This window comes from Pseudomonas sp. IPO3747 (assembly GCF_013385245.1).
Lineage (GTDB): Bacteria > Pseudomonadota > Gammaproteobacteria > Pseudomonadales > Pseudomonadaceae > Aquipseudomonas > Aquipseudomonas edaphica.
In genome coordinates, this window is the sequence record NZ_JACAQL010000002.1 from 329,079 (window position 1) to 346,848 (window position 17,770).

General features: G+C 60.6%; 19 protein-coding genes. 11 read left to right on the forward strand and 8 right to left on the reverse strand.

Annotation, left to right across the window (positions count from 1 at the left end; all coding sequences use genetic code 11):
- The first annotated feature begins 165 nt into the window (after positions 1-165).
- On the forward strand, positions 166-930 hold the full coding sequence (locus tag HX790_RS02750) for a LuxR family transcriptional regulator (RefSeq protein WP_170038929.1): 765 nt from the start codon (positions 166-168) through the stop codon (positions 928-930).
- Positions 931-1,023: 93 nt separating this feature from the next.
- Positions 1,024-1,956 carry a proline iminopeptidase-family hydrolase gene (locus HX790_RS02755; protein WP_176991203.1) on the forward strand — a complete coding sequence of 311 codons (933 nt, stop codon included), beginning with the start codon at positions 1,024-1,026 and terminating at the stop codon, positions 1,954-1,956.
- Positions 1,957-2,055: 99 nt separating this feature from the next.
- Here HX790_RS02755 and HX790_RS02760 read toward each other — a convergent pair whose 3' ends face one another.
- Positions 2,056-3,558, reverse strand: coding sequence for a nucleobase:cation symporter-2 family protein (locus HX790_RS02760; RefSeq protein WP_017136117.1), 1,503 nt, complete (start codon positions 3,556-3,558; stop codon positions 2,056-2,058).
- Positions 3,559-3,716: 158 nt separating this feature from the next.
- Between HX790_RS02760 and HX790_RS02765 the strand changes: the two genes are divergently transcribed.
- Entirely contained in the window at positions 3,717-4,550 is an 834-nt protein-coding gene (locus tag HX790_RS02765; protein ID WP_176991204.1) for a nucleoside-binding protein, read from the forward strand.
- A 157-nt stretch (positions 4,551-4,707) separates the two neighbouring features.
- On the opposite strand, the gene punC is transcribed toward HX790_RS02765, so the two are convergent.
- Positions 4,708-5,892 carry a purine nucleoside transporter PunC gene (gene punC / locus HX790_RS02770; RefSeq protein ID WP_169985654.1) on the reverse strand — a complete coding sequence of 395 codons (1,185 nt, stop codon included), beginning with the start codon at positions 5,890-5,892 and terminating at the stop codon, positions 4,708-4,710.
- Between the two features lie 122 nt (positions 5,893-6,014).
- On the opposite strand from punC, the gene punR reads away from it, so the two are divergent.
- Positions 6,015-6,929, forward strand: coding sequence for a DNA-binding transcriptional activator PunR (punR, locus tag HX790_RS02775; protein ID WP_099549104.1), 915 nt, complete (start codon positions 6,015-6,017; stop codon positions 6,927-6,929).
- A 119-nt stretch (positions 6,930-7,048) separates the two neighbouring features.
- On the opposite strand, the gene HX790_RS02780 is transcribed toward punR, so the two are convergent.
- Positions 7,049-8,218 carry an aspartate aminotransferase family protein gene (locus HX790_RS02780; RefSeq protein ID WP_176991205.1) on the reverse strand — a complete coding sequence of 390 codons (1,170 nt, stop codon included), beginning with the start codon at positions 8,216-8,218 and terminating at the stop codon, positions 7,049-7,051.
- A 103-nt stretch (positions 8,219-8,321) separates the two neighbouring features.
- Here HX790_RS02780 and HX790_RS02785 point away from each other — a divergent pair, with 103 nt between their 5' ends.
- Positions 8,322-9,227 carry a LysR family transcriptional regulator gene (locus HX790_RS02785; RefSeq protein ID WP_176991206.1) on the forward strand — a complete coding sequence of 302 codons (906 nt, stop codon included), beginning with the start codon at positions 8,322-8,324 and terminating at the stop codon, positions 9,225-9,227.
- Here HX790_RS02785 and HX790_RS02790 read toward each other — a convergent pair.
- Positions 9,224-9,847: an HAD family phosphatase gene (locus tag HX790_RS02790; RefSeq protein ID WP_017136123.1), complete on the reverse strand. Its 624-nt coding sequence runs from the start codon at positions 9,845-9,847 to the stop codon at positions 9,224-9,226. The two genes, HX790_RS02785 and HX790_RS02790, sit on opposite strands and share 4 nt — an antisense overlap.
- A gap of 244 nt (positions 9,848-10,091) precedes the next feature.
- Positions 10,092-11,285 (reverse strand): enoyl-ACP reductase FabV, encoded by a 1,194-nt coding sequence (gene fabV, locus HX790_RS02795; protein WP_065929256.1) that lies wholly within the window; start codon positions 11,283-11,285, stop codon positions 10,092-10,094.
- 275 nt (positions 11,286-11,560) lie between these two features.
- Between fabV and HX790_RS02800 the strand changes: the two genes are divergently transcribed.
- Both HX790_RS02800 and ppnN read left to right on the forward strand, forming a co-directional pair.
- The gene (locus HX790_RS02800) at positions 11,561-12,385 is read left to right on the forward strand and encodes an aspartyl/asparaginyl beta-hydroxylase domain-containing protein (RefSeq protein WP_169985652.1); all 825 of its coding nucleotides are present in this window, start codon (positions 11,561-11,563) and stop codon (positions 12,383-12,385) included.
- 149 nt (positions 12,386-12,534) lie between these two features.
- Positions 12,535-13,908: a nucleotide 5'-monophosphate nucleosidase PpnN gene (gene ppnN, locus HX790_RS02805; RefSeq protein WP_176991207.1), complete on the forward strand. Its 1,374-nt coding sequence runs from the start codon at positions 12,535-12,537 to the stop codon at positions 13,906-13,908.
- Here ppnN and HX790_RS02810 read toward each other — a convergent pair whose 3' ends face one another.
- Entirely contained in the window at positions 13,909-14,301 is a 393-nt protein-coding gene (locus HX790_RS02810) for a RidA family protein (protein WP_176991208.1), read from the reverse strand. It lies immediately after the preceding gene.
- Between the two features lie 155 nt (positions 14,302-14,456).
- On the opposite strand from HX790_RS02810, the gene HX790_RS02815 reads away from it, so the two are divergent.
- The 3 genes from HX790_RS02815 to HX790_RS02825 all read left to right on the forward strand — a co-directional run bounded on the left by HX790_RS02815 (position 14,457) and on the right by HX790_RS02825 (position 15,552).
- Positions 14,457-14,714 carry an AbrB/MazE/SpoVT family DNA-binding domain-containing protein gene (locus HX790_RS02815; RefSeq protein ID WP_017137462.1) on the forward strand — a complete coding sequence of 86 codons (258 nt, stop codon included), beginning with the start codon at positions 14,457-14,459 and terminating at the stop codon, positions 14,712-14,714.
- On the forward strand, positions 14,711-15,106 hold the full coding sequence (locus HX790_RS02820) for a PIN domain-containing protein (protein ID WP_053255073.1): 396 nt from the start codon (positions 14,711-14,713) through the stop codon (positions 15,104-15,106). The genes HX790_RS02815 and HX790_RS02820 overlap by 4 nt, the downstream gene beginning before the upstream one ends.
- Before the next feature lie 77 nt (positions 15,107-15,183).
- Positions 15,184-15,552, forward strand: coding sequence for a hypothetical protein (locus tag HX790_RS02825; RefSeq protein WP_176991209.1), 369 nt, complete (start codon positions 15,184-15,186; stop codon positions 15,550-15,552).
- A 21-nt stretch (positions 15,553-15,573) separates the two neighbouring features.
- On the opposite strand, the gene HX790_RS02830 is transcribed toward HX790_RS02825, so the two are convergent.
- Both HX790_RS02830 and HX790_RS02835 read right to left on the reverse strand, forming a co-directional pair.
- Entirely contained in the window at positions 15,574-15,903 is a 330-nt protein-coding gene (locus HX790_RS02830) for a YXWGXW repeat-containing protein (RefSeq protein WP_099549597.1), read from the reverse strand.
- Between the two features lie 159 nt (positions 15,904-16,062).
- Positions 16,063-16,938: a LysR family transcriptional regulator gene (locus HX790_RS02835; RefSeq protein ID WP_176991362.1), complete on the reverse strand. Its 876-nt coding sequence runs from the start codon at positions 16,936-16,938 to the stop codon at positions 16,063-16,065.
- A 120-nt stretch (positions 16,939-17,058) separates the two neighbouring features.
- On the opposite strand from HX790_RS02835, the gene HX790_RS02840 reads away from it, so the two are divergent.
- Complete coding sequence (locus tag HX790_RS02840) at positions 17,059-17,724, forward strand: NAD(P)-binding domain-containing protein (RefSeq protein ID WP_240792720.1); 666 nt, start codon at positions 17,059-17,061, stop codon at positions 17,722-17,724.
- Positions 17,725-17,770 lie beyond the last annotated feature (46 nt).

Here is a 17,770-nt window from a genome sequence, read left to right on the forward strand (position 1 = left end):
GTATCGGCCTGGCAGGTAGCGGCCGTTTACAGGGCCAACACTACCGAGGATGCCGCGCGTCCATAACCTAGTAGTTCTTATAGGTTTGGCCTGGCAGTCCTTCGCCGGGGCGTGGCATTCTACTTGCCGCAAGTCGAGATTCAAATGAATTCGGGAGCAGAACGGATGCTGTCCAAACTTACTGCCTTCAACAACCGCCTCATGCCCGGCAGGAGCCTGGTTGAACAGATGGACAACACGTTTGTCCTCGCCCAGCAGTTGGGCTTTGATGCGTTGGTGTATGACTACACGCCGGTGCCCATCGACCAGGACGGTTCGCTGATCACGCCTTCGGTGCTGGAGTCGCGCAACACGCCGTCGGACTGGCACGCGTTATGGTGCAGCGAAGGTTTTTACCAGATCGACCCGGTGCAGCACCTGGCCTTGAGCACGGTGTCGCCGTTCGTGTGGTCCTATGAGGCCAAAGCCGACACTGCGCTGCAAAAGATCATCGACCCGTGCCATGCGCCCGTGTCCTCTTACCTGCATGAGCGCCAACTGACCTGCGGCGTCACCGTGCCGATCCACCTGCCCCGTGGCGGCTTCGCGTCGCTGACCGGCCTGCGCACCGGCAAGGCCAGCACGGTGCTGGAAGATGCCCAGCAAACCTTGACGGACTTCAGCCTGATCACCCATGCCTTGCAGGAAGCGGCCTACCCGCTGCTGAGCAAAGAGCTACGCACCTACCCGCACATCCATCTGACCAAGCGCGAGCGCGAGTGCCTCAAATGGGCGGCCGAGGGCCTGACCGCCGCCGAGATCGCCACGCAGTTAAGCCGCTCACTGGCGGTGGTCACCCTACACCTGGCCTCGGCCATGCACAAACTGGGTGCCAAGAACCGCGTACAGGCGGTGGTGCGCGCGACCCATTACCGCCTGCTCGAAGATTGATCCGTCGGTAAAACCTAGCTGTTTTGCTAGTTACTTAAACGCTGCGTGCCGACTATCGTATCCCTGATCCTTTTTTTCAGAGCAGGGTACGAAATGGAATTCATCGAGAAAGTCCGCGAAGGCTACGCGGCCTTCGGCGCCTACCAGACCTGGTACCGCGTCACTGGCGACCTGGGCACCGGCCGCACGCCCTTGGTGATCCTCCATGGCGGCCCCGGTTGCACCCATGACTACGTAGACGCGTTCAAGGACGTCGCCGCCAGCGGCCATGCGGTGATTCACTACGATCAAATCGGCAATGGCCGCTCTACGCACTTGCCGGACAAGGACGCGTCGTTCTGGACCATCGACCTGTTCCTCGACGAGCTGAACAACCTGCTGGACCACCTGCAGATCAGTGACAACTACGCGATCCTGGGGCAATCCTGGGGCGGCATGCTCGGCAGCGAACACGCGATTTTGCGACCCAAGGGCCTGCGCGCGTTTATCCCGGCCAACTCGCCCACCTGCATGCGCACCTGGGTCAGCGAAGCCAACCGCCTGCGCCAACTGTTGCCCGAAGGCGTGCACCAAACCCTGCTCAAACACGAACAGGCCGGCACTTACCAAGACCCGGAATACCTTGCGGCGGCGCGGATCTTCTATGACCAGCATGTGTGCCGAGTAAACCCATGGCCGGAAGAAGTGGCGCGCACCTTTGCAGCCGTAGACGCCGACCCGACGGTGTACCACGCCATGAGCGGCCCGACCGAATTTCACATCATCGGCAGCTTGAAGGATTGGAGCGTGATCGGGCGCCTGTCGGCGATCAATGTGCCGACGCTGGTGATATCAGGACGCCACGACGAGGCCACGCCCTTGGTGGTCAAGCCGTTCCTGGATGAAATCACTGACGTGCGCTGGGCGTTGTTTGAAGACTCCAGCCACATGCCCCACGTGGAAGAACGCCAGGCGTGCATGGGGACGGTGGTGAAGTTTCTGGACGAGGCGTGTTCGCTGCCGCACCGAGCACTCAAGGCCGGCTGAGTTCAACTGTGGGAGCTGGCTTGCCTGCGATAGCGGTACATCAGTTACAGGTGCAGTGACTGGCTCGCCGCCATCGCAGGCAAGCCAGCTCCCACAGTTTTAGACCTCGGTGGTCTCAGGCTTTGCGGCCTTCCTCGGCACTTGCGCCACCACTGGAATCTCCTTCCCTTCAGCATCAAACAATTTACCGCCACTGAAGTAATCGCCATCGCGCAACGCCGCCACGTCGTGGAAGCACAAACTGCGCTCAGTCCCGGCCACAAACACCGACTGCTGGTCCGAGTTACCGGCGGTGAAGTGGTTGAACGCCAGGTTCAGCAGAATCGCCATGATCGCCGACGAACTGATGCCCGAATGGAAAATGGTCGCGAACCAGGTGGGGAAGTGATCATAAAAGTTCGGCGCTGCAATCGGGATCATGCCGAAACCGATGCTCGTTGCCACGATGATCAGGTTCATGTTGTTGCGGTAATCCACCTTGGACAGCGTGCGAATCCCACTGGCCGCCACGGTGCCGAACAACACAATACCGGCGCCGCCAAGCACCGAAGTCGGCACCGCCGCAATCACCCGCCCCATAAACGGCAACAAGCCCAACACCACCAGGAACACGCCGCCGGTGGCCACCACAAACCGGCTTTTCACGCCAGTGACCGCCACCAGGCCGACGTTCTGGGCAAAGGCGCTTTGGGTGAAGGAACCGAAGATCGGCGCAAACATGCTCGACAGCATATCGGCACGCAGGCCATTACCCAGGCGCTTGGAGTCGACTTTGGTGTCGATGATCTCGCCGACCGCGAGGATGTCCGCCGAGGTTTCCACCAACGTCACCATCACCACGATGCACATGGAAATGATCGCCGCCACATGGAAGGTCGGCATGCCGAAATGGAAAGGTGTCGGGAAGCCGAACATCGGCCCTTGGGCGACGCTGGAGAAGTCCGCCATGCCGAGGAATACCGCGATCACGGTGCCAATCACCATGGCCAACAGAATCGACAGGCGCGAGATGGTCGCGCTGCCGATCTTGCTCAGTAGCAACACCAGCACCAGGGTCAGTGCCGCCAGGCCGATGTTGGCCATGCTGCCAAAGTCCGCTGCGCGGCTATTGCCGCCCATGGCCCAGCGCGCTGCCACCGGCATCAGCGTCAGACCGATGGTGGTGATCACGATGCCGGTGACCAGCGGCGGGAAGAACTTGGTGATCCGTGAGAATACCGGCGTGATCAATAAGCCGATAAACGACGCGGCCATCACCGCCCCGAGAATCGCCGGCACCCCGCCCGCGCCATCACTGCCGACAATCGCCACCATGGTTGCCACACCGGCAAACGACACGCCCTGCACCAGCGGCAACTGGCAGCCAAAAAACGGCAGGCCGAGGGTTTGCAGCAACGTGGCCAGGCCACCGGCAAACAGCGAGGCGGCGATCAGCAGGCCGATATCCGCCGGCGACAACCCGGCCGCCTGGCCGACGATCAACGGTACGGCAACGATGCCGCCATACATGGTGAGCACATGCTGCAGGCCGTAAGCCATGTTGGCCGCGACGCCGAGATTCTCGTCTTCTGGCCGCTGCGGTGACGCCTTCGGGATAGTCATGGTGAGGGGTTCTCTGTTTTTGTTGTGCGAACACTGTATGCAATGTTTGGACTGGATGTCCATAGAGTTGTATACAATCAATCGAACAAGATACCCTCCATCGGCGTTACAAAAACAATCCGGCCGTCATGAGCCAGAACGCCAAAGGACCTAGAACAATGAAAAAGGCATTACAGGGCGCCACCGTTGCATTGACCCTTCTCGGCGGTGGGGAGGCCGTCGCGCTGGAATGGATGAACAACAGCGTGGGGTTTCGCTACGGCCAGCACTTCACCAACCCCAACAACCCCGACGACTTCAGCAAGCGCATCTACAGCTTTACCCACGCCAGCGGCTACCAGTACGGCAGCAACTACCTGAACCTCGATGTGTTTCTGTCCGACAGCAGCGACCCACGTAAGGGCACCGACCACGGTGGCAGTGAGGTCTACGCCGTGTACCGACACCAGCTGTACGCCTCACGGGTATTCGATGTGCCGCTGGGCACCGGCCTGGTCAAGGATTACGCCCTGACCCTGGGCTTCGACGCCAACCGCAACAACAACTTCGCCTCAGCTAAAAAACGCGCGCTGGTGATCGGCCCGACGTTGAAGTTCAACACCGTCGGCGTGCTGGATTTGAGCCTGATGTACTACAAGGAAAAGAACCACACCGGCATCCCCGGTGCGAAAGAGTCGAACCACACCTTCGACGACACCTACATGCTCAACCTGACCTGGATGCGCCCGTTCGACATCGCCAACCACGCGGCGAAGTTCCAGGGGTTTATCAATTACGTCGGGGAAAAGGGCGAGGACTACCACGGCCGCGACACCGCGCCGGAAACCCTGATGCGCACCGCGCTGATGGTGGCGGTGCGGCCGGGTAAAAGCGTGAAGCCGAACCTGTACCTGGGGGTGGGTTACGAGTACTGGCATAACAAGTTCGGGGTGGATGGTGGCATGGGCACCCGGACCTCCACGCCTACGCTGAATATGGAAGTGACGTTCTAACTGAAAAAAACCAATCAACTGTGGGAGCTGGCTTGTGTGGGAGCTGGCTTGCCTGCGATGCAGACAACTCGGTACATCAGGTGCGCCCAGTTGATGCCATCGCAGGCAAGCCAGCTCCCACACTAGCCCTCCCCACATTTTTGCTTGGGTTTCAGTTTTAGGCGCTTGCGAGTTCCGACTTATCGGCTTTCGGCCGCGCCAGCCAGTAACCCAACACCGCCAGCGGCGCAGTCGCCAGCATCACGATAACGGTGATCAACAGCGGCTGGTCGATCAACGACGACACCAGCAGGCTGCTCAGAAAGCACAGGCCCAACTGCAGGGTGTTCTGCAGCGCCGCCGCCTTGCCGGAATTTTCCGCAAAGGGCATCAACGCATTCGCCACCACGATGGGGTAACTCGCACCGTTGACCAACGCCATCAGGCAGAACGGAATCAACAAGGTGGTCAGGGTCGGCACGGTCAAGGTCGCAACCAGGTACAACGCCACCATGCTGATGCAATAGGCCACCAGCAACCACGGCAGCAGGGTTTTGCCCTGGTAATGCTGCAAGGCACTGCGACAGCTGTAACCGCCGACCAGAAAGGACAAGGTCGGCAACACATAACTCAAGCCGATGTCATTCGGGCTGTAACCCATGTCGCCAAGGATAAACGGCGACGCGGTGAGCCAGGCGAAGAAGCTGGCTGAACAGGCGGCGAAGATCATCACATTGCCGGTAAACACCCGGGAGGTCAGCAACTGCCCATAGCCCAGGCGCGAAGGTTCGCCCTCCTCGGCCAGACGTTTCGGCATTTTGCGCAGCAGCAACGTCGGCAACAGCAACAGCACTGACACAACCAGCAATACCGCGAAAATCGCCTGCCAGCCAAAGTGGTTCAGCACCATCGCGCCCAACAGCGGCGCCAACGCCGGTGACAGCGACATCAGCGGCATGATGCTGGCGAACACACGGTGGGCCTTGTCGGCCGGGTAACGGTCAATCACCAGCGCCTGCCAACTCACGGCGGCGGAACACACACCAATCGCCTGGATAAAACGCAACGCCAATAACTGCGGCGCCGTCTCGACCCAGAACATCCCGGCGCAGCCCAGCACAAACAGGCTCAGCCCGGCGAGCAGCACCGGCTTGCGCCCCAGGCGATCGGACAATGGCCCCCACAGCAACTGCCCGAGCGCAAAGCCGGCGAGGAAAATACTCAAGCTGGCGCCCACCGCGCCCGCACTGATCTGCAACTGCTCGCCCATGGCGCCAAACGCCGGCAAGTACATGTCCATGGCCAGATAACCGAGCATGCTCAGCCCCGCCAAATACCAGGTGAAACCAAAAGAATTTTTCATTGAAGCCTTGTGGATGCTGCCATCAAACTATTTGCTGACTGGCGCCCATTATGAAGCTGACAGGCTGTGTGTGAAGCGATAATAATTGGACACTTGAATCAAATATTTTGAAGGCAACCGCTATGTGGTCCGAATACTCCCTGGATGTAGTCGATGCCGTGGCACGCCATGGCAGCTTCAGCGCCGCCGCCCAGGAATTGCACCGCGTGCCGTCAGCCATCAGCTATACGGTGCGCCAGTTGGAGGAATGGTTGGCGGTGCCGCTGTTTGTGCGCCGCCATCGCGATGTGGAGCTGACCCCCGCCGGCCGTCTATTTATAGACGAAGCGCGCGGGGTGATGAAAAAAATGCTCGGCACCCGGCGTTTGTGCCAGCAGGTGGCCAATGGCTGGAGCGGCCAGTTGAAGGTCGCGGTGGACTCCATCGTCAAACCCCAGCGCTGCCGGCAACTGGTGCTGGATTTTTATCGGCAATTCCCTGAGGTGGAATTGCTGCTCGAATACGAGGTGTACAACGGCGTGTGGGACGCCCTGGCCGATGAGCGCACCGACATTGTGATCGGCGCCACCAGCGCAGTGCCGGTGGCCAGCCGCTTCACGTTTCGGGACATGGGCCTGCTCAACTGGCTGTGTGTGGTCAGCGCCCAGCACCCGCTGGCAAGCGTCAACGGCTTGCTCAGTGACGACCAACTGCGCCCGTTCGCCTCGCTGTGCATGACCGACACCTCGCGCAACCTGCCCAAGCGTGACACCTGGACCCTGGATAACCAGCGCCGTTTGGTCGTGCCCAACTGGGCCTCGGCACTCGATTGCCTGCGCGATGGGCTGTGCGTGGGCATGGCGCCGGCTCATCAGGTATTGCCGTGGGTCGAGCGTGGCGACCTGGTGGCGCTGCAACTGAGCCGACCGTTTCCGGCCAGCCCGTCGTGTGTGGCGTGGGCGCAGGATAAGGTATCGCCGGCGATGAGTTGGTTATTGGAGTACCTGGGCGATACCGAAACCATGAACCAGGAATGGCTCAATGGCCCGGATCTCTGAATATCACGCCGATCCAATGTGGGAGCTGGCTTGCCTGCGATAGCGGACTGTCTGTGCCAACTACAGTGGCTGACACACCGCTATCGCAGGCAAGCCAGCTCCCACAGTTTGATCCGGTTTCAATCCAGGAGACGGGTGATGGCCCGCACAATCATCTCAACCTCCTTGGCATCCAGTGTCAGCGGCGGCAACAGGCGGATGATCTTGCCCCGGGTCACATTGATCAGCAGCCCATGCTCCTGGGCCGCACGCTGGGCCAGGTCACGATAAGGCCTGGCCAACTCGATGCCGACCATCAAGCCTTGGCCGCGAATCGCCAGCACCTGCGGGTGCTCGCTCAACTCCACCCGCAACCGCGCCAGCAGGCGCTCGCCCTGTAGCGCGGCGTTGTGCAGCAAGCCTTGTTCTTCAATGATGTCCAACACCGTGCAACCCACGCGGCAGGCCAGCGGGTTACCGCCAAACGTGCTGCCGTGGCAGCCTGGCGTGAACAACTGGGCCACGGCGTCCCGGGCCAGGCAGGCACCGATGGGCACGCCGTTGCCGAGGCCTTTGGCCAGGGTTATCACGTCGGGCACGATGCCTTCGTGCTGGAACGCAAACCAGGCGCCAGTGCGGCCGATACCGGTCTGGATTTCATCGAGCATCATCAACCAGCCGTGGCGCGTGCAGTGATCGCGCAGCGCCTTCAGGTAACCGGGCGGCGCGGGCAGCACGCCGCTTTCACCCTGGATCGGCTCGAGCAAGACCGCCGCGATGCGCGTGCCGAATTGCTCGGTAATGGCCGCCAATGCGGCCAAGTCGCCAAAGCGCACCTTGAGAAAGTCCCCCGGCAGGCGCTGGAAACCCAGGCGCACCGAAGGCCCGTCACTGGCGGCCATGGTGCCCAGCGTACGCCCGTGAAACGCGTTCTCCATCACCACCACCAAAGGCTCTTCAATGCCTTTTTTCCAGCCATGCAACCGCGCCAGTTTCAGCGCGGTCTCGTTGGCTTCGGCGCCGGAGTTATTGAAGAACGCACGGTCCAGGCCGGATAACCGCGTCAGGCGCTCGGCCAGGCGCTGCTGCCAGTCGATGCTGTAGAGATTGGAGGTGTGCAGCAACAGGCCCGCCTGCTCGCTGATCGCCGTGACCAATTTGGGGTGGGAGTGCCCGACATTGGTTACCGCCACACCGGCCACGGCGTCGAGGTATTCACGGCCCTGCTGGTCCCACAGGCGCGTACCCAGGCCACGGGTAAAGCTTAGGGCCATGGGTTGATAGGTGGTCATCAGGCAGGCGGCGGTCATGGTGGCAGGCTCCAGTGCATCGTTGTGATGCTGCCAGTATCGTTAGCCACCTGAGCTGGATAAACTGCGCATTCCTGCAATGACTTTAAATCAGGGCTTGATAATGGATCTGTTCCAGTCGATGTCGGTGTACGTGAAAGTGGTCGAGGCCGGCAGCATGACCGCCGCCGCGCAGGAATGCGGGCTGTCGACCACCATGGTCGGTAACCACTTGCGCGCGCTGGAGCAACGGCTGGGGGTCAGCTTGCTGAAGCGCACCACGCGCAAACAGAGCCTCACCGAATTTGGCGGGCAGTATTACCAGCGTTGCCTGGAGGTGCTGGGGCTGGTGGCCGACTCTGAACTATTGGCAGAGCAGATCCACAGCGAAACGCCCAAAGGCAGCCTGCGCATCACCGCGCCACCGGTGTTCGGCACCGAACGCCTCACACCGGCCTTGAGCGAATTTGCCCAGCGCTACCCGCAGATCAATCTGTATGTCGAACTCAGCAATGAGCGCATGGATCTGGTCGACAGCGGCTTCGACGTTGCGATCCGCCTGGGTGAGCTGGAAACCTCAAGCCTGATCGCCAGGCCGATGCAGGCCTATACCCTGACGCTCTGCGCGTCACCGGCGTACCTGGCGCGACGTGGCACTCCGCAGACGCCCGACGACTTGCGACAGCACGACTGCCTGGCATTTGCCTACCCGGCGAACGATAACTGGCGAGACACCAGCAAACTGTGGCGCATGACCGGCGATGCAGGCGAAGTGGAGGTGCCGGTGGCCGGAGCATTGACCATCAACAGCTCCCAAGGCTTGCGCCAGGCAGCCGTGAACGGCATGGGCATCATCATGCTGGCCGATGCCCTGGTGCAACCGGACCTGGAGAGCGGCAAGCTGGTGGCGTTGCTGACCACCTATCAACTGCCCAGCCGCCCCATGCACCTGCTCTACCGACAGGACCGCTACCGCCTGCCCAAGCTGCGCGCTTTTGTGGATTTCGCCATGGAAAAGTGGGCGCGCTAAAAGCTCACGCCCAACGCGCGCAAACGCGCGGCAGTGCGCTCGGCCGACACATGGTGAATGCCCTGCCAGCCGAGGGCTTCAGCGGCCTCGATATTGCCGGCAACGTCGTCGATAAACACCACTTCCCTGGCCTGGATATCCGGCAAGTGAGCGCGAACCTGATCAAGGCTCGCGTGATAGATCGCGGGGTCCGGCTTGATCAACTTCAACTCGCCAGACACGACGATATCGCGCAAGTGCTGCAGAAACGGGTAGTTGGCCCGTGCGTAAGGGAAGGTTTCAGCCGACCAATTGGTGAGCCCGAACAGCGGCATATCGGCCTTATGCAGCGCCTCAAGAATGGCCACGCCATCGGGCAACGCGCCACGCAGCATTTCGTGCCAACGGTCGTAATAGGCCTGGATCAGGGGTTCGTGCTGCGGGTATTGCTCGATAAGGTGGCGGGTGCCTTCGGCCAGGCTGCGGCCGGCGTCTTGCTCGGTGTTCCAGGCTTGGGTGCAGATGGTGTCGAGAAAGTGTTGCCGTTCGGCGTCGTCGGCAATCAGCTTGCGGTAAAGGTGCTGCGGGTTCCAATCGAAGAGGACACCGCCAAAATCAAAAACTACTGCACGAATCGTCATCAGATCCTCCGTTAGCGTGGCTTGATAGCGCAAGGAGTCTGGCAGATTGTGAGGAAGGGTGGGAGCGCGAGGGAATGTAGGAGGGTTCTGAATTAACCCGAAGCAAATGTGGGAGCTGGCTTGTGTGGGAGCTGGCTTGCCTGCGATAGCATCGCCTCGGTGCACCTGATATACCGAGGTGACTGTATCGCAGGCAAGCCAGCTCCCACATAAGCCAGGCTCCCACATTTTTTTCTGACCGTGTTTAGGCTTGGATAAGGCCCTTGATCTTCACAGTCGGATTCACATCAGCTTCATAGTCCACGCCGTCGATTTCAAACCCGAACAAACGCAGGAACTCCGCCTTGTAGCCAGCGAAATCGCTGATCTCGTTGACGTTGTCATCGGTCACCTGATTCCACAGTGCAGCCACGGCGTCCTGAACCTTCGGCTCCAGCTCAGCCAAGTCGGCGCGCAGGCGGCCGTCGGCGTCCAGCTTCGGCTCGCTGCCGTACAGGCTGTCTTTGAACAGGCCGTAAACCTGCTCGATGCAACCTTCGTGGGTGCCCTGCTCTTTCATCACTTTAAACAGCAGCGACAGGTACAGCGGCATGATCGGGATCGCGGAGCTTGCCTGGGTAACCACGGCCTTGAGCACCGACACACGGGCGTCGCCCTTCAGCGCAGCGAGGTTGTCGCGCAGGGTCAGGACTTTTTTGTCGAGGTCTTTCTTGGCTTCGCCGATGGAGCCGTTCCAGTAAATATCCTGGGTCAGCTTCTCGCCGAGGTAGGTGAACGCAGTGGTCTTGGCGCCTTCGGCCAACACGTCGGCGTCACGCAGGGCGTCGATCCACAGCTGCCAGTCTTCGCCGCCCATGACTTTCACGGTGCCGTCGATTTCTTCCTGGGTTGCAGGCTCAAGGGTGGTATCGACCACAACGCCTTTGTCGGTGTTGATACCGCGCAGGGTCACGGCCTTGCCGATCGGCTTGAGGGTGGAGGTGTGCACCACGCCTTGCGGGTCGGTACGGCGCGGCGCGGCCAGGCTGTAAACCACCAGGTCGATTTTGCCCAGGTCTTTCTTGATGGTTTCGATGGTCAGGCGCTTGATCTCGTCAGAGAACGCGTCGCCGTTGATGCTCTTGGCGTACAGGCCTTTTTCCACGGCAAACTTCTCGAACGCCGCGCTGTTGTACCAGCCGGCGGAGCTCAGCTTGCCTTCTTCGCCTTCTTTCTCAAAAAACACGCCCAGGGTGTCGGCGCCGCAGCCAAACGCAGCACTGATGCGCGCGGCCAGGCCATAACCGGTGGAAGCGCCGAGGACCAGCACCTTTTTTGGGCCGCCTTCGATGGCGCCATGCTGGGTTACGTAGTCGATCTGCTCTTTGACGTTCGCTTCACAGCCAACAGGGTGAGCGGTCACACAGATAAAGCCACGAACCCGCGGTTTGATGATCATAAAATTTCTGCCTCTTCCAAGGGGTCGACGGCCAGTGGTGGCCATTCAACTTCAATCGTACCGGTCTATGACGCGCGAAAAACCGAAGCGTCACGATAGACGCAAATCTTCTGTTTACAAAATCCAATCGGCAAAACAGCTGGCGCGCAGCACCGCCTGGTTAAAAACTGTGTTCAACGTTCACAAATTCGCAATATTTAAAACGCCCGGCACCGTGATAACCCACTATTATGGCGGGATTGTTTCGCTTTGTTTCAGGTCCGGAGCCTCGCTTCATGAGTAAAAGTGCTGTGCAAAAAAAATTGGTCTCAGTCGCCTGGGTACTCGGCGTTCTGCTGTTCATCTATTGCTTCCCACGTACCAGCCTGGTGTTTCTGCTGCTGGTGCTGTTCTGCGGCATTTATGACTTCCTGCGCAACGGCCTGTACGACCGCGACAGCATCAAGAAATACTTCGTCGGTAACGGCCGCAACACCTGGATATTGGCGCCGTTCAATACCCTGTTCGACCTGTTGAGCCTGCGCAACCGCCACGTCTACACCATGCGCGACCTGCCGCCCGCCTGGCGCGAAGACCTGCAACAAGTCATCGACGACGCCATGGCCAACAAGGACGAAATCATCAGCTACCTGGACGAGCGCATGGCCGAGAAAAAGCGCGGCATGTTGTTCTTCCAATGGTACGGTCGCCCGATCGAAACCACCCTGGACATCCCGCAACTGCGCAAGAAACTGCCGTTTGTGAAGACCATCGGCGTCTCGGTGTTCAACGAAAACCGCTCCACGTCCTTCCACTTCGGCCCGCTGCGCATGATGTTCCGCGTGCTCTACAACATGGCGCCGGCGCCGCATCACGACGGTGTTTACATCCAGGTGGGCAAGCACAAGCACTACTGGCACGATGACCCGCTGTTCATCTTCGATGACACGCTGATGCATGCCTCCTTCAACAAAAACGACGCAAAGCGTTACTGCCTGTTCATTGACATCGTGCGGCCGACCTTGCTGCCCTCAGTGCTCAACGCCGTGATTTCGGGTTTTGCCGGGTTGGTGTTTACCCTGCGTCGGGTTTTCTACAAAAACTGGAAGCTGATTCAGTAAGTTCTGCGGCATGATGGTGTTGACGGCGTTTGCGCCCTGCCCTTCTGGCGGCCAAACTAACTGTCTAGTGCGACCGAGTTCGGCGCTCACCATTCTCCAGCCATCGCCGCCCCTGGCGGCTGCGATGGCTGTGCTTTCAAGGAATCAGAATGCCCCAACGTCAAGTCATCAATGCCTCCGTCAGCCCCAAGGGCAGCCTCGAAACCCTGTCCCAACGTGAAGTCCAGCAACTGAGTGAAGCCGGTTCCGGCAGCATCTACACGTTGTTCCGCCAGTGCGCCCTGGCCATCCTCAACACCGGCGCGCATATCGACAACGCCAAGACCATCCTCGACGCCTATAAAGACTTTGAAGTGCGTATTCACCAGCAAGACCGTGGCGTGCGCCTGGAACTGTTGAACGCCCCCGCCGATGCCTTCGTCGACGGCGAGATGATCGCCAGCACCCGCGAAATGCTCTTCAGCGCCCTGCGCGATATCGTCTACACCGAGAACGAGCTGGACAGCCAGCGCATCGACCTGAGCAACTCCCAGGGCATCACCGACTACGTGTTCCACCTGCTGCGCAACGCCCGTACATTGCGCCCGGGTGTCGAACCGAAAATCGTGGTGTGCTGGGGCGGGCACTCGATCAATACCGAAGAATACAAATACACCAAGAAAGTCGGCCACGAACTGGGCCTGCGCAGCCTTGACGTGTGCACCGGCTGCGGCCCCGGCGTGATGAAAGGCCCGATGAAAGGCGCGACCATTTCCCACGCCAAGCAACGCATTACCAACGGCCGTTACCTGGGCCTGACCGAGCCGGGCATCATCGCGGCCGAAGCACCGAACCCCATCGTTAACGAGCTGGTGATTCTGCCGGACATCGAAAAACGCCTGGAAGCCTTTGTGCGCGTGGGCCACGGCATCATCATCTTCCCGGGCGGCGCCGGCACGGCCGAAGAGTTCCTGTACCTGCTGGGCATCCTGATGCACCCGGATAACCGCGATGTACCGTTCCCGGTCATCCTCACCGGGCCGAAACAGGCCGCGCCGTACCTGCAACAACTGCACGCGTTCGTCGGCGCCACCCTCGGCGAAGCGGCGCAGGCGCACTACCAGATCATCATCGACGACCCGGCCGAAGTGGCCCGCCAGATGACCATCGGGCTCAAGGCCGTGAAGCAGTTCCGCCGTGAGCGCAACGACGCGTTCCACTTCAACTGGCTGCTGAAGATCGACGAAGGCTTCCAGCGCCCGTTCGACCCCACCCACGAAAACATGGCCAGCCTGCAACTGAGCCACGCGCTGCCGCCCCATGAGCTGGCGGCCAACCTGCGCCGCGCGTTCTCGGGGATTGTGGCCGGTAACGTCAAGGACAAGGGTATTCGCCTGATCGAGCAGCATGGCCCGTATGAGATTCACGGTGACCCGGCGATCATGAAACCCTTGGACGAGCTGTTGCAGGCATTTGTCGCCCAGCACCGTATGAAGTTGCCGGGCGGCGCAGCCTATGTGCCGTGCTATCGCGTGGTGCAGTAACTAGCGCTGCACCGCCACGCATTTGATTTCCACCAATAGGCCGGGGTGTGCCAGTTCGGACACCCCGATCGTGGTCCAGGCGCAATGCCCGCGCGGGAACAGGCGGTTTTTCACCGCACGGAAAACCGCCATGTGCTGGCGCATGTTCACGTGATAAGTGGTCATGTCCACCACGTCATCGAAGCTGCAACCGCCCTCTTCCAATACTTCCCTCAGGTTTTCCCAGGCCGCGATAAATTGCGCCTCGGGGTCTTCGATCACGGCCAGCTGCGGTGTACGGCCGACCTGGCCTGCGCAGTAAAGAGTGTTGCCAACTTTTACCGCAGGCACGTAGCCGGCGCGCTCGACAATGGGTTGCATGGCGGCAGGAATGATGAGCTGACGTTCGGTCATAGCTTGTATCTCTTTGGGTCGCAGGCGGGCGTGTGAGCGCGCAGAGTTCGAGCTAGGGTTTTACCTGTTCCCACTCACTCACACCAGCAGAGCACCCTATGGACCAACGGATCTTGTCCTTCATCAATCCTTACCTTAACGTAAGGAATATCACGATGGAGATTTTCACTATGGCCACCGCCACACTCACCTCGAAAGGGCAAATCACTATCCCCGTGCAAGTGCGCACCGCGCTTGGTCTGGAAACAGGCGACCGGGTTGAATTTGTCGAAACGGAAGACGGCAAGTTTTCCATTATCGCCGCGAGCAAAACCGTGCAGGACCTCAAGGGGCTGATCCGCAAGCCTGCGCAGGCCGTGTCGATCGAAGACATGAACCGCGCCATCGCCGCGCAAGGAGCAAACGCCGGATGATCGGGCTCGATACCAATGTGCTGGTGCGCTATGTCACCCAGGATGACCCCGTGCAATCGCCCAAGGCCTCGGCGCTGATCGAGTCGCTCACCAGCGTGTCACCAGGCTTTGTCAGCCTGGTGTCGGTGGTGGAATTGGTCTGGGTGCTGCAAAGCTGCTACCAATCGGCCAAAAGCGACGTGGTGACCGTGCTGGAAACCCTGCTGCGCACCCGTGAACTGACCGTCGAGCACGCCGAGATTATCTGGCAGGCACTGCGACGATTCACAGGCGGCAAAGCCGACTTCGCCGACTACCTGATCGAACGCTGCGCCCATGCCGCCGGCTGTGAATACACCGCCACCTTCGACCTTAATGCGGCAAAAGCCACGGGAATGAAGCGCCTGGCTTGAGCCGCAGCATTGCGACGCATGCCGGGCTTTGGTAAAAAACGCCACTGCCCTTGATCAAGAGAACTCCCCACGTGCGCATGCTGCTTCTTGTTGCCATGGCCCTGGCGCCGACCCTCGCCCTGGCCGAGACCATCACCTGGCCCGACCTGCCGACAACCTGCTTCGTCAGCGGCCGCTCCGCGACCAGCGTGGATATCGACAGCGGCTGCGCGGCGTTTACGCTGAATGTGCAAGGCAAGCCCGCGGGTTCACCGATCAAGGTGGATGTGCCGCAGTACGCCCTGCATGTGGATGAAGCCACCGGCAAGGAAACACCGGTGATCATCATCCAGGCCGAAGAACACGGCGACACCCAGATAGTTGGCTATCAGGAGTTGGGCAGCGATCAACTCGGTGCCGCGCTGCTGCGCGAGGTCAAGCTGTTAGGCACCCAAAAACCGAGCTAGCCGTTTTGTCAGGTGCCAGGTTCAGCGAACCCAGCCACCGCCCTGCCAGTGATAACCGTCATTACGCTGCACCCAGTGCGGATGCACATAACGATAACCTTCGCGCACCTGCTCCCAATGGCCGTGCACCGCCACATAGCGCCCACCTTCCCAACGCCAGTAGCCGCGTGACCACACATAACCGTAGCGAGCCGCTGGCTCGACTTCGATCACCTGCACCGGCGGCGGCTGCGGCGCCACCACCTCGACATACTCTCGTTGCACCGGCCCGCGCTCGTGCACCACGCGCTCTTGTACACACCCGGACGCCGCGACGACAAACGCCGCCAATGCCGCATAACGTAGCAACATACACACCCCTCGGGCGCCAGCGCCCAACGAATACACCGGTAAAAAATGCCCCCTTGCTGCAGCCTCGCTCCTGCTTGGCTCTGGGTTATTTTTAACAGGTGGTGTCTGTCAGGTTGCTGAACCTGAGGTATTCGCGCCACAGGGCCGGTATTTGAGCGCTCAAGCGGGTCCGAAACGCCCCAGCACCGCCTCGACAAAGCGCCGCAACTTGGCCGTGCGCTGGCGGTTCGCCGTGTAGACCAGGTGCATCGAGCGGCTCGGCGCCTCGAAGCCTGGCAGCACCCGCACCAACTCGCCCTTGGCCAGTGCCGTGCGCAAGAAGTCTTCAGGGCCAAGCACGATGCCGAAACCATCCAGTGCCGCCGTCATCAACGCCCGGCTTTCGTTGACCTGCAAACGGCTGGCAACCTGCACCTTGTGCACAGTGGTGCCTTGGTAAAAGACCCATTCACGCTCTGCCGGGCGTGACCAGAACGCATAACCCAGGCATTCGTGATGCTCAAGGTCTGCCGGCACCAAAGGCACGCCCCGTGCGGCCAGGTAGGCAGGCGCGGCGCAGGCCACCAGGCGATAAGGTGCCAGCGGCCGAGCCGTAAGGCCCGTCGTTGCAAGCGGGCCGATGCGAAAAGCCGCTTCATAACCCTCCTCCACCAGGTCGACAAAACGGTCGGTCAGGTGCAAGTCGATTTCCACATCCGGGTTGTCACGCAAAAACCCGGTAATCAGCGGCATCAGGCTGTAGGAGCCGAACGTGACCGGGGCGGTGACCTTCAACTTGCCGCGCGGGGTGTCATTCATGATCTGCGCCAGCGAATCGGCCGCCTCGGCTTCCGTGAGAATATGTTTGCAGCGCTCGTAGTACGCGCTACCCAGCTCCGTCAGGCTTTGCCGGCGCGTGGTGCGGTTGAGCAAGCGGGCGCCCAGGTGTTGCTCCAGCGCGGTGACATGCTTGGCCACCATCTGCGGCGACAGGTTCAAGCGCTCGGCGGCGCGGGCATAAGAGCCCAGCTCGGCGGCCGTTACAAACGCACTCATGCTGGTTAGACGGTCCACAATTAACTACTCCCAGTAACTACACTGACTCCAAACCACACATTTATCACCCAATGGTTGCCAATCATCATAGCCACTCCCCCACTTCGCAGGAGCAAGGCCATGAAGATTGGCGTGATTGGAGCAGGTTTTATCGGGCGCGCCGTGGCCCAACTGGCCCTGGCTGCCGGGCACGCGGTGATGCTGAGCAACTCCCGTGGCCCGCAGACCATGAGCAGCGTGCGCAGCGGCATACCCGGTGTGCAAGTGGGCAGCGCGCAGGATGCCGCCCAGTTTGGCGACGTGGTGCTGGTGGCGATCCCGCTTGAACACTACCGCAGCGTGCCCGCGCAGTGGCTGGCAGGCAAAACGGTGCTGGACGCCAACAATTACTACCCTGACCGCGATGGGCATATCCCGGTGCTGGACCGTTTTGAAACCACCACCAGCCGCCTGTTGGCCGAGCATTTTGCCGACTCAAAGGTCGTCAAAGTGTTTAATGCGATCTTTGACTCAGACATCAACCGCGATGCACGCCCCCACGGCGCGCCTGACCGTCGCGCCCTGCCGGTGGCCGCCGATGATGCGACGGCAAAGGCGCATGTGATCACGCTGCTCGACGAGCTGGGTTTCGACGCCGTGGACGCGGGAACGCTGGATGAAAGCTGGCGCTTTGAACGGGCCAAGCCTGCGTACTGCGTGCCGCTGGATAAAGCCGGTTTAAAGGCCGCATTGGCCGCCGCCGAACGTACGGTGGAACTGCCGCCAGCCGAACGCTCCCGCACCTGAACCCACGCCCACAAAAAAGCCCGCTGACCGTTACCGGTTCAGCGGG

Excerpts from the sequence above, each read along its gene's own strand:
- HX790_RS02765 (WP_176991204.1), top strand. The coding sequence starts at position 3,717 with ATGAAAAAGGCATTACAGGGCGCCACCGTTGCATTGACCCTTCTCGGC.
- HX790_RS02760 (WP_017136117.1), bottom strand. The coding sequence starts at position 3,558 with ATGACTATCCCGAAGGCGTCACCGCAGCGGCCAGAAGACGAGAATCTC.
- fabV (WP_065929256.1), bottom strand. The coding sequence starts at position 11,285 with ATGATCATCAAACCGCGGGTTCGTGGCTTTATCTGTGTGACCGCTCAC.
- HX790_RS02800 (WP_169985652.1), top strand. The coding sequence starts at position 11,561 with ATGAGTAAAAGTGCTGTGCAAAAAAAATTGGTCTCAGTCGCCTGGGTA.
- ppnN (WP_176991207.1), top strand. The coding sequence starts at position 12,535 with ATGCCCCAACGTCAAGTCATCAATGCCTCCGTCAGCCCCAAGGGCAGC.
- HX790_RS02750 (WP_170038929.1), top strand. The coding sequence starts at position 166 with ATGCTGTCCAAACTTACTGCCTTCAACAACCGCCTCATGCCCGGCAGG.
- HX790_RS02830 (WP_099549597.1), bottom strand. The coding sequence starts at position 15,903 with ATGTTGCTACGTTATGCGGCATTGGCGGCGTTTGTCGTCGCGGCGTCC.
- punR (WP_099549104.1), top strand. The coding sequence starts at position 6,015 with ATGTGGTCCGAATACTCCCTGGATGTAGTCGATGCCGTGGCACGCCAT.
- punC (WP_169985654.1), bottom strand. The coding sequence starts at position 5,892 with ATGAAAAATTCTTTTGGTTTCACCTGGTATTTGGCGGGGCTGAGCATG.
- HX790_RS02840 (WP_240792720.1), top strand. The coding sequence starts at position 17,059 with ATGAAGATTGGCGTGATTGGAGCAGGTTTTATCGGGCGCGCCGTGGCC.
- HX790_RS02755 (WP_176991203.1), top strand. The coding sequence starts at position 1,024 with ATGGAATTCATCGAGAAAGTCCGCGAAGGCTACGCGGCCTTCGGCGCC.
- HX790_RS02835 (WP_176991362.1), bottom strand. The coding sequence starts at position 16,938 with ATGAGTGCGTTTGTAACGGCCGCCGAGCTGGGCTCTTATGCCCGCGCC.
- HX790_RS02785 (WP_176991206.1), top strand. The coding sequence starts at position 8,322 with ATGGATCTGTTCCAGTCGATGTCGGTGTACGTGAAAGTGGTCGAGGCC.
- HX790_RS02825 (WP_176991209.1), top strand. The coding sequence starts at position 15,184 with ATGCTGCTTCTTGTTGCCATGGCCCTGGCGCCGACCCTCGCCCTGGCC.
- HX790_RS02780 (WP_176991205.1), bottom strand. The coding sequence starts at position 8,218 with ATGACCGCCGCCTGCCTGATGACCACCTATCAACCCATGGCCCTAAGC.
- HX790_RS02820 (WP_053255073.1), top strand. The coding sequence starts at position 14,711 with ATGATCGGGCTCGATACCAATGTGCTGGTGCGCTATGTCACCCAGGAT.
- HX790_RS02815 (WP_017137462.1), top strand. The coding sequence starts at position 14,457 with ATGGAGATTTTCACTATGGCCACCGCCACACTCACCTCGAAAGGGCAA.
- HX790_RS02790 (WP_017136123.1), bottom strand. The coding sequence starts at position 9,847 with ATGACGATTCGTGCAGTAGTTTTTGATTTTGGCGGTGTCCTCTTCGAT.
- HX790_RS02810 (WP_176991208.1), bottom strand. The coding sequence starts at position 14,301 with ATGACCGAACGTCAGCTCATCATTCCTGCCGCCATGCAACCCATTGTC.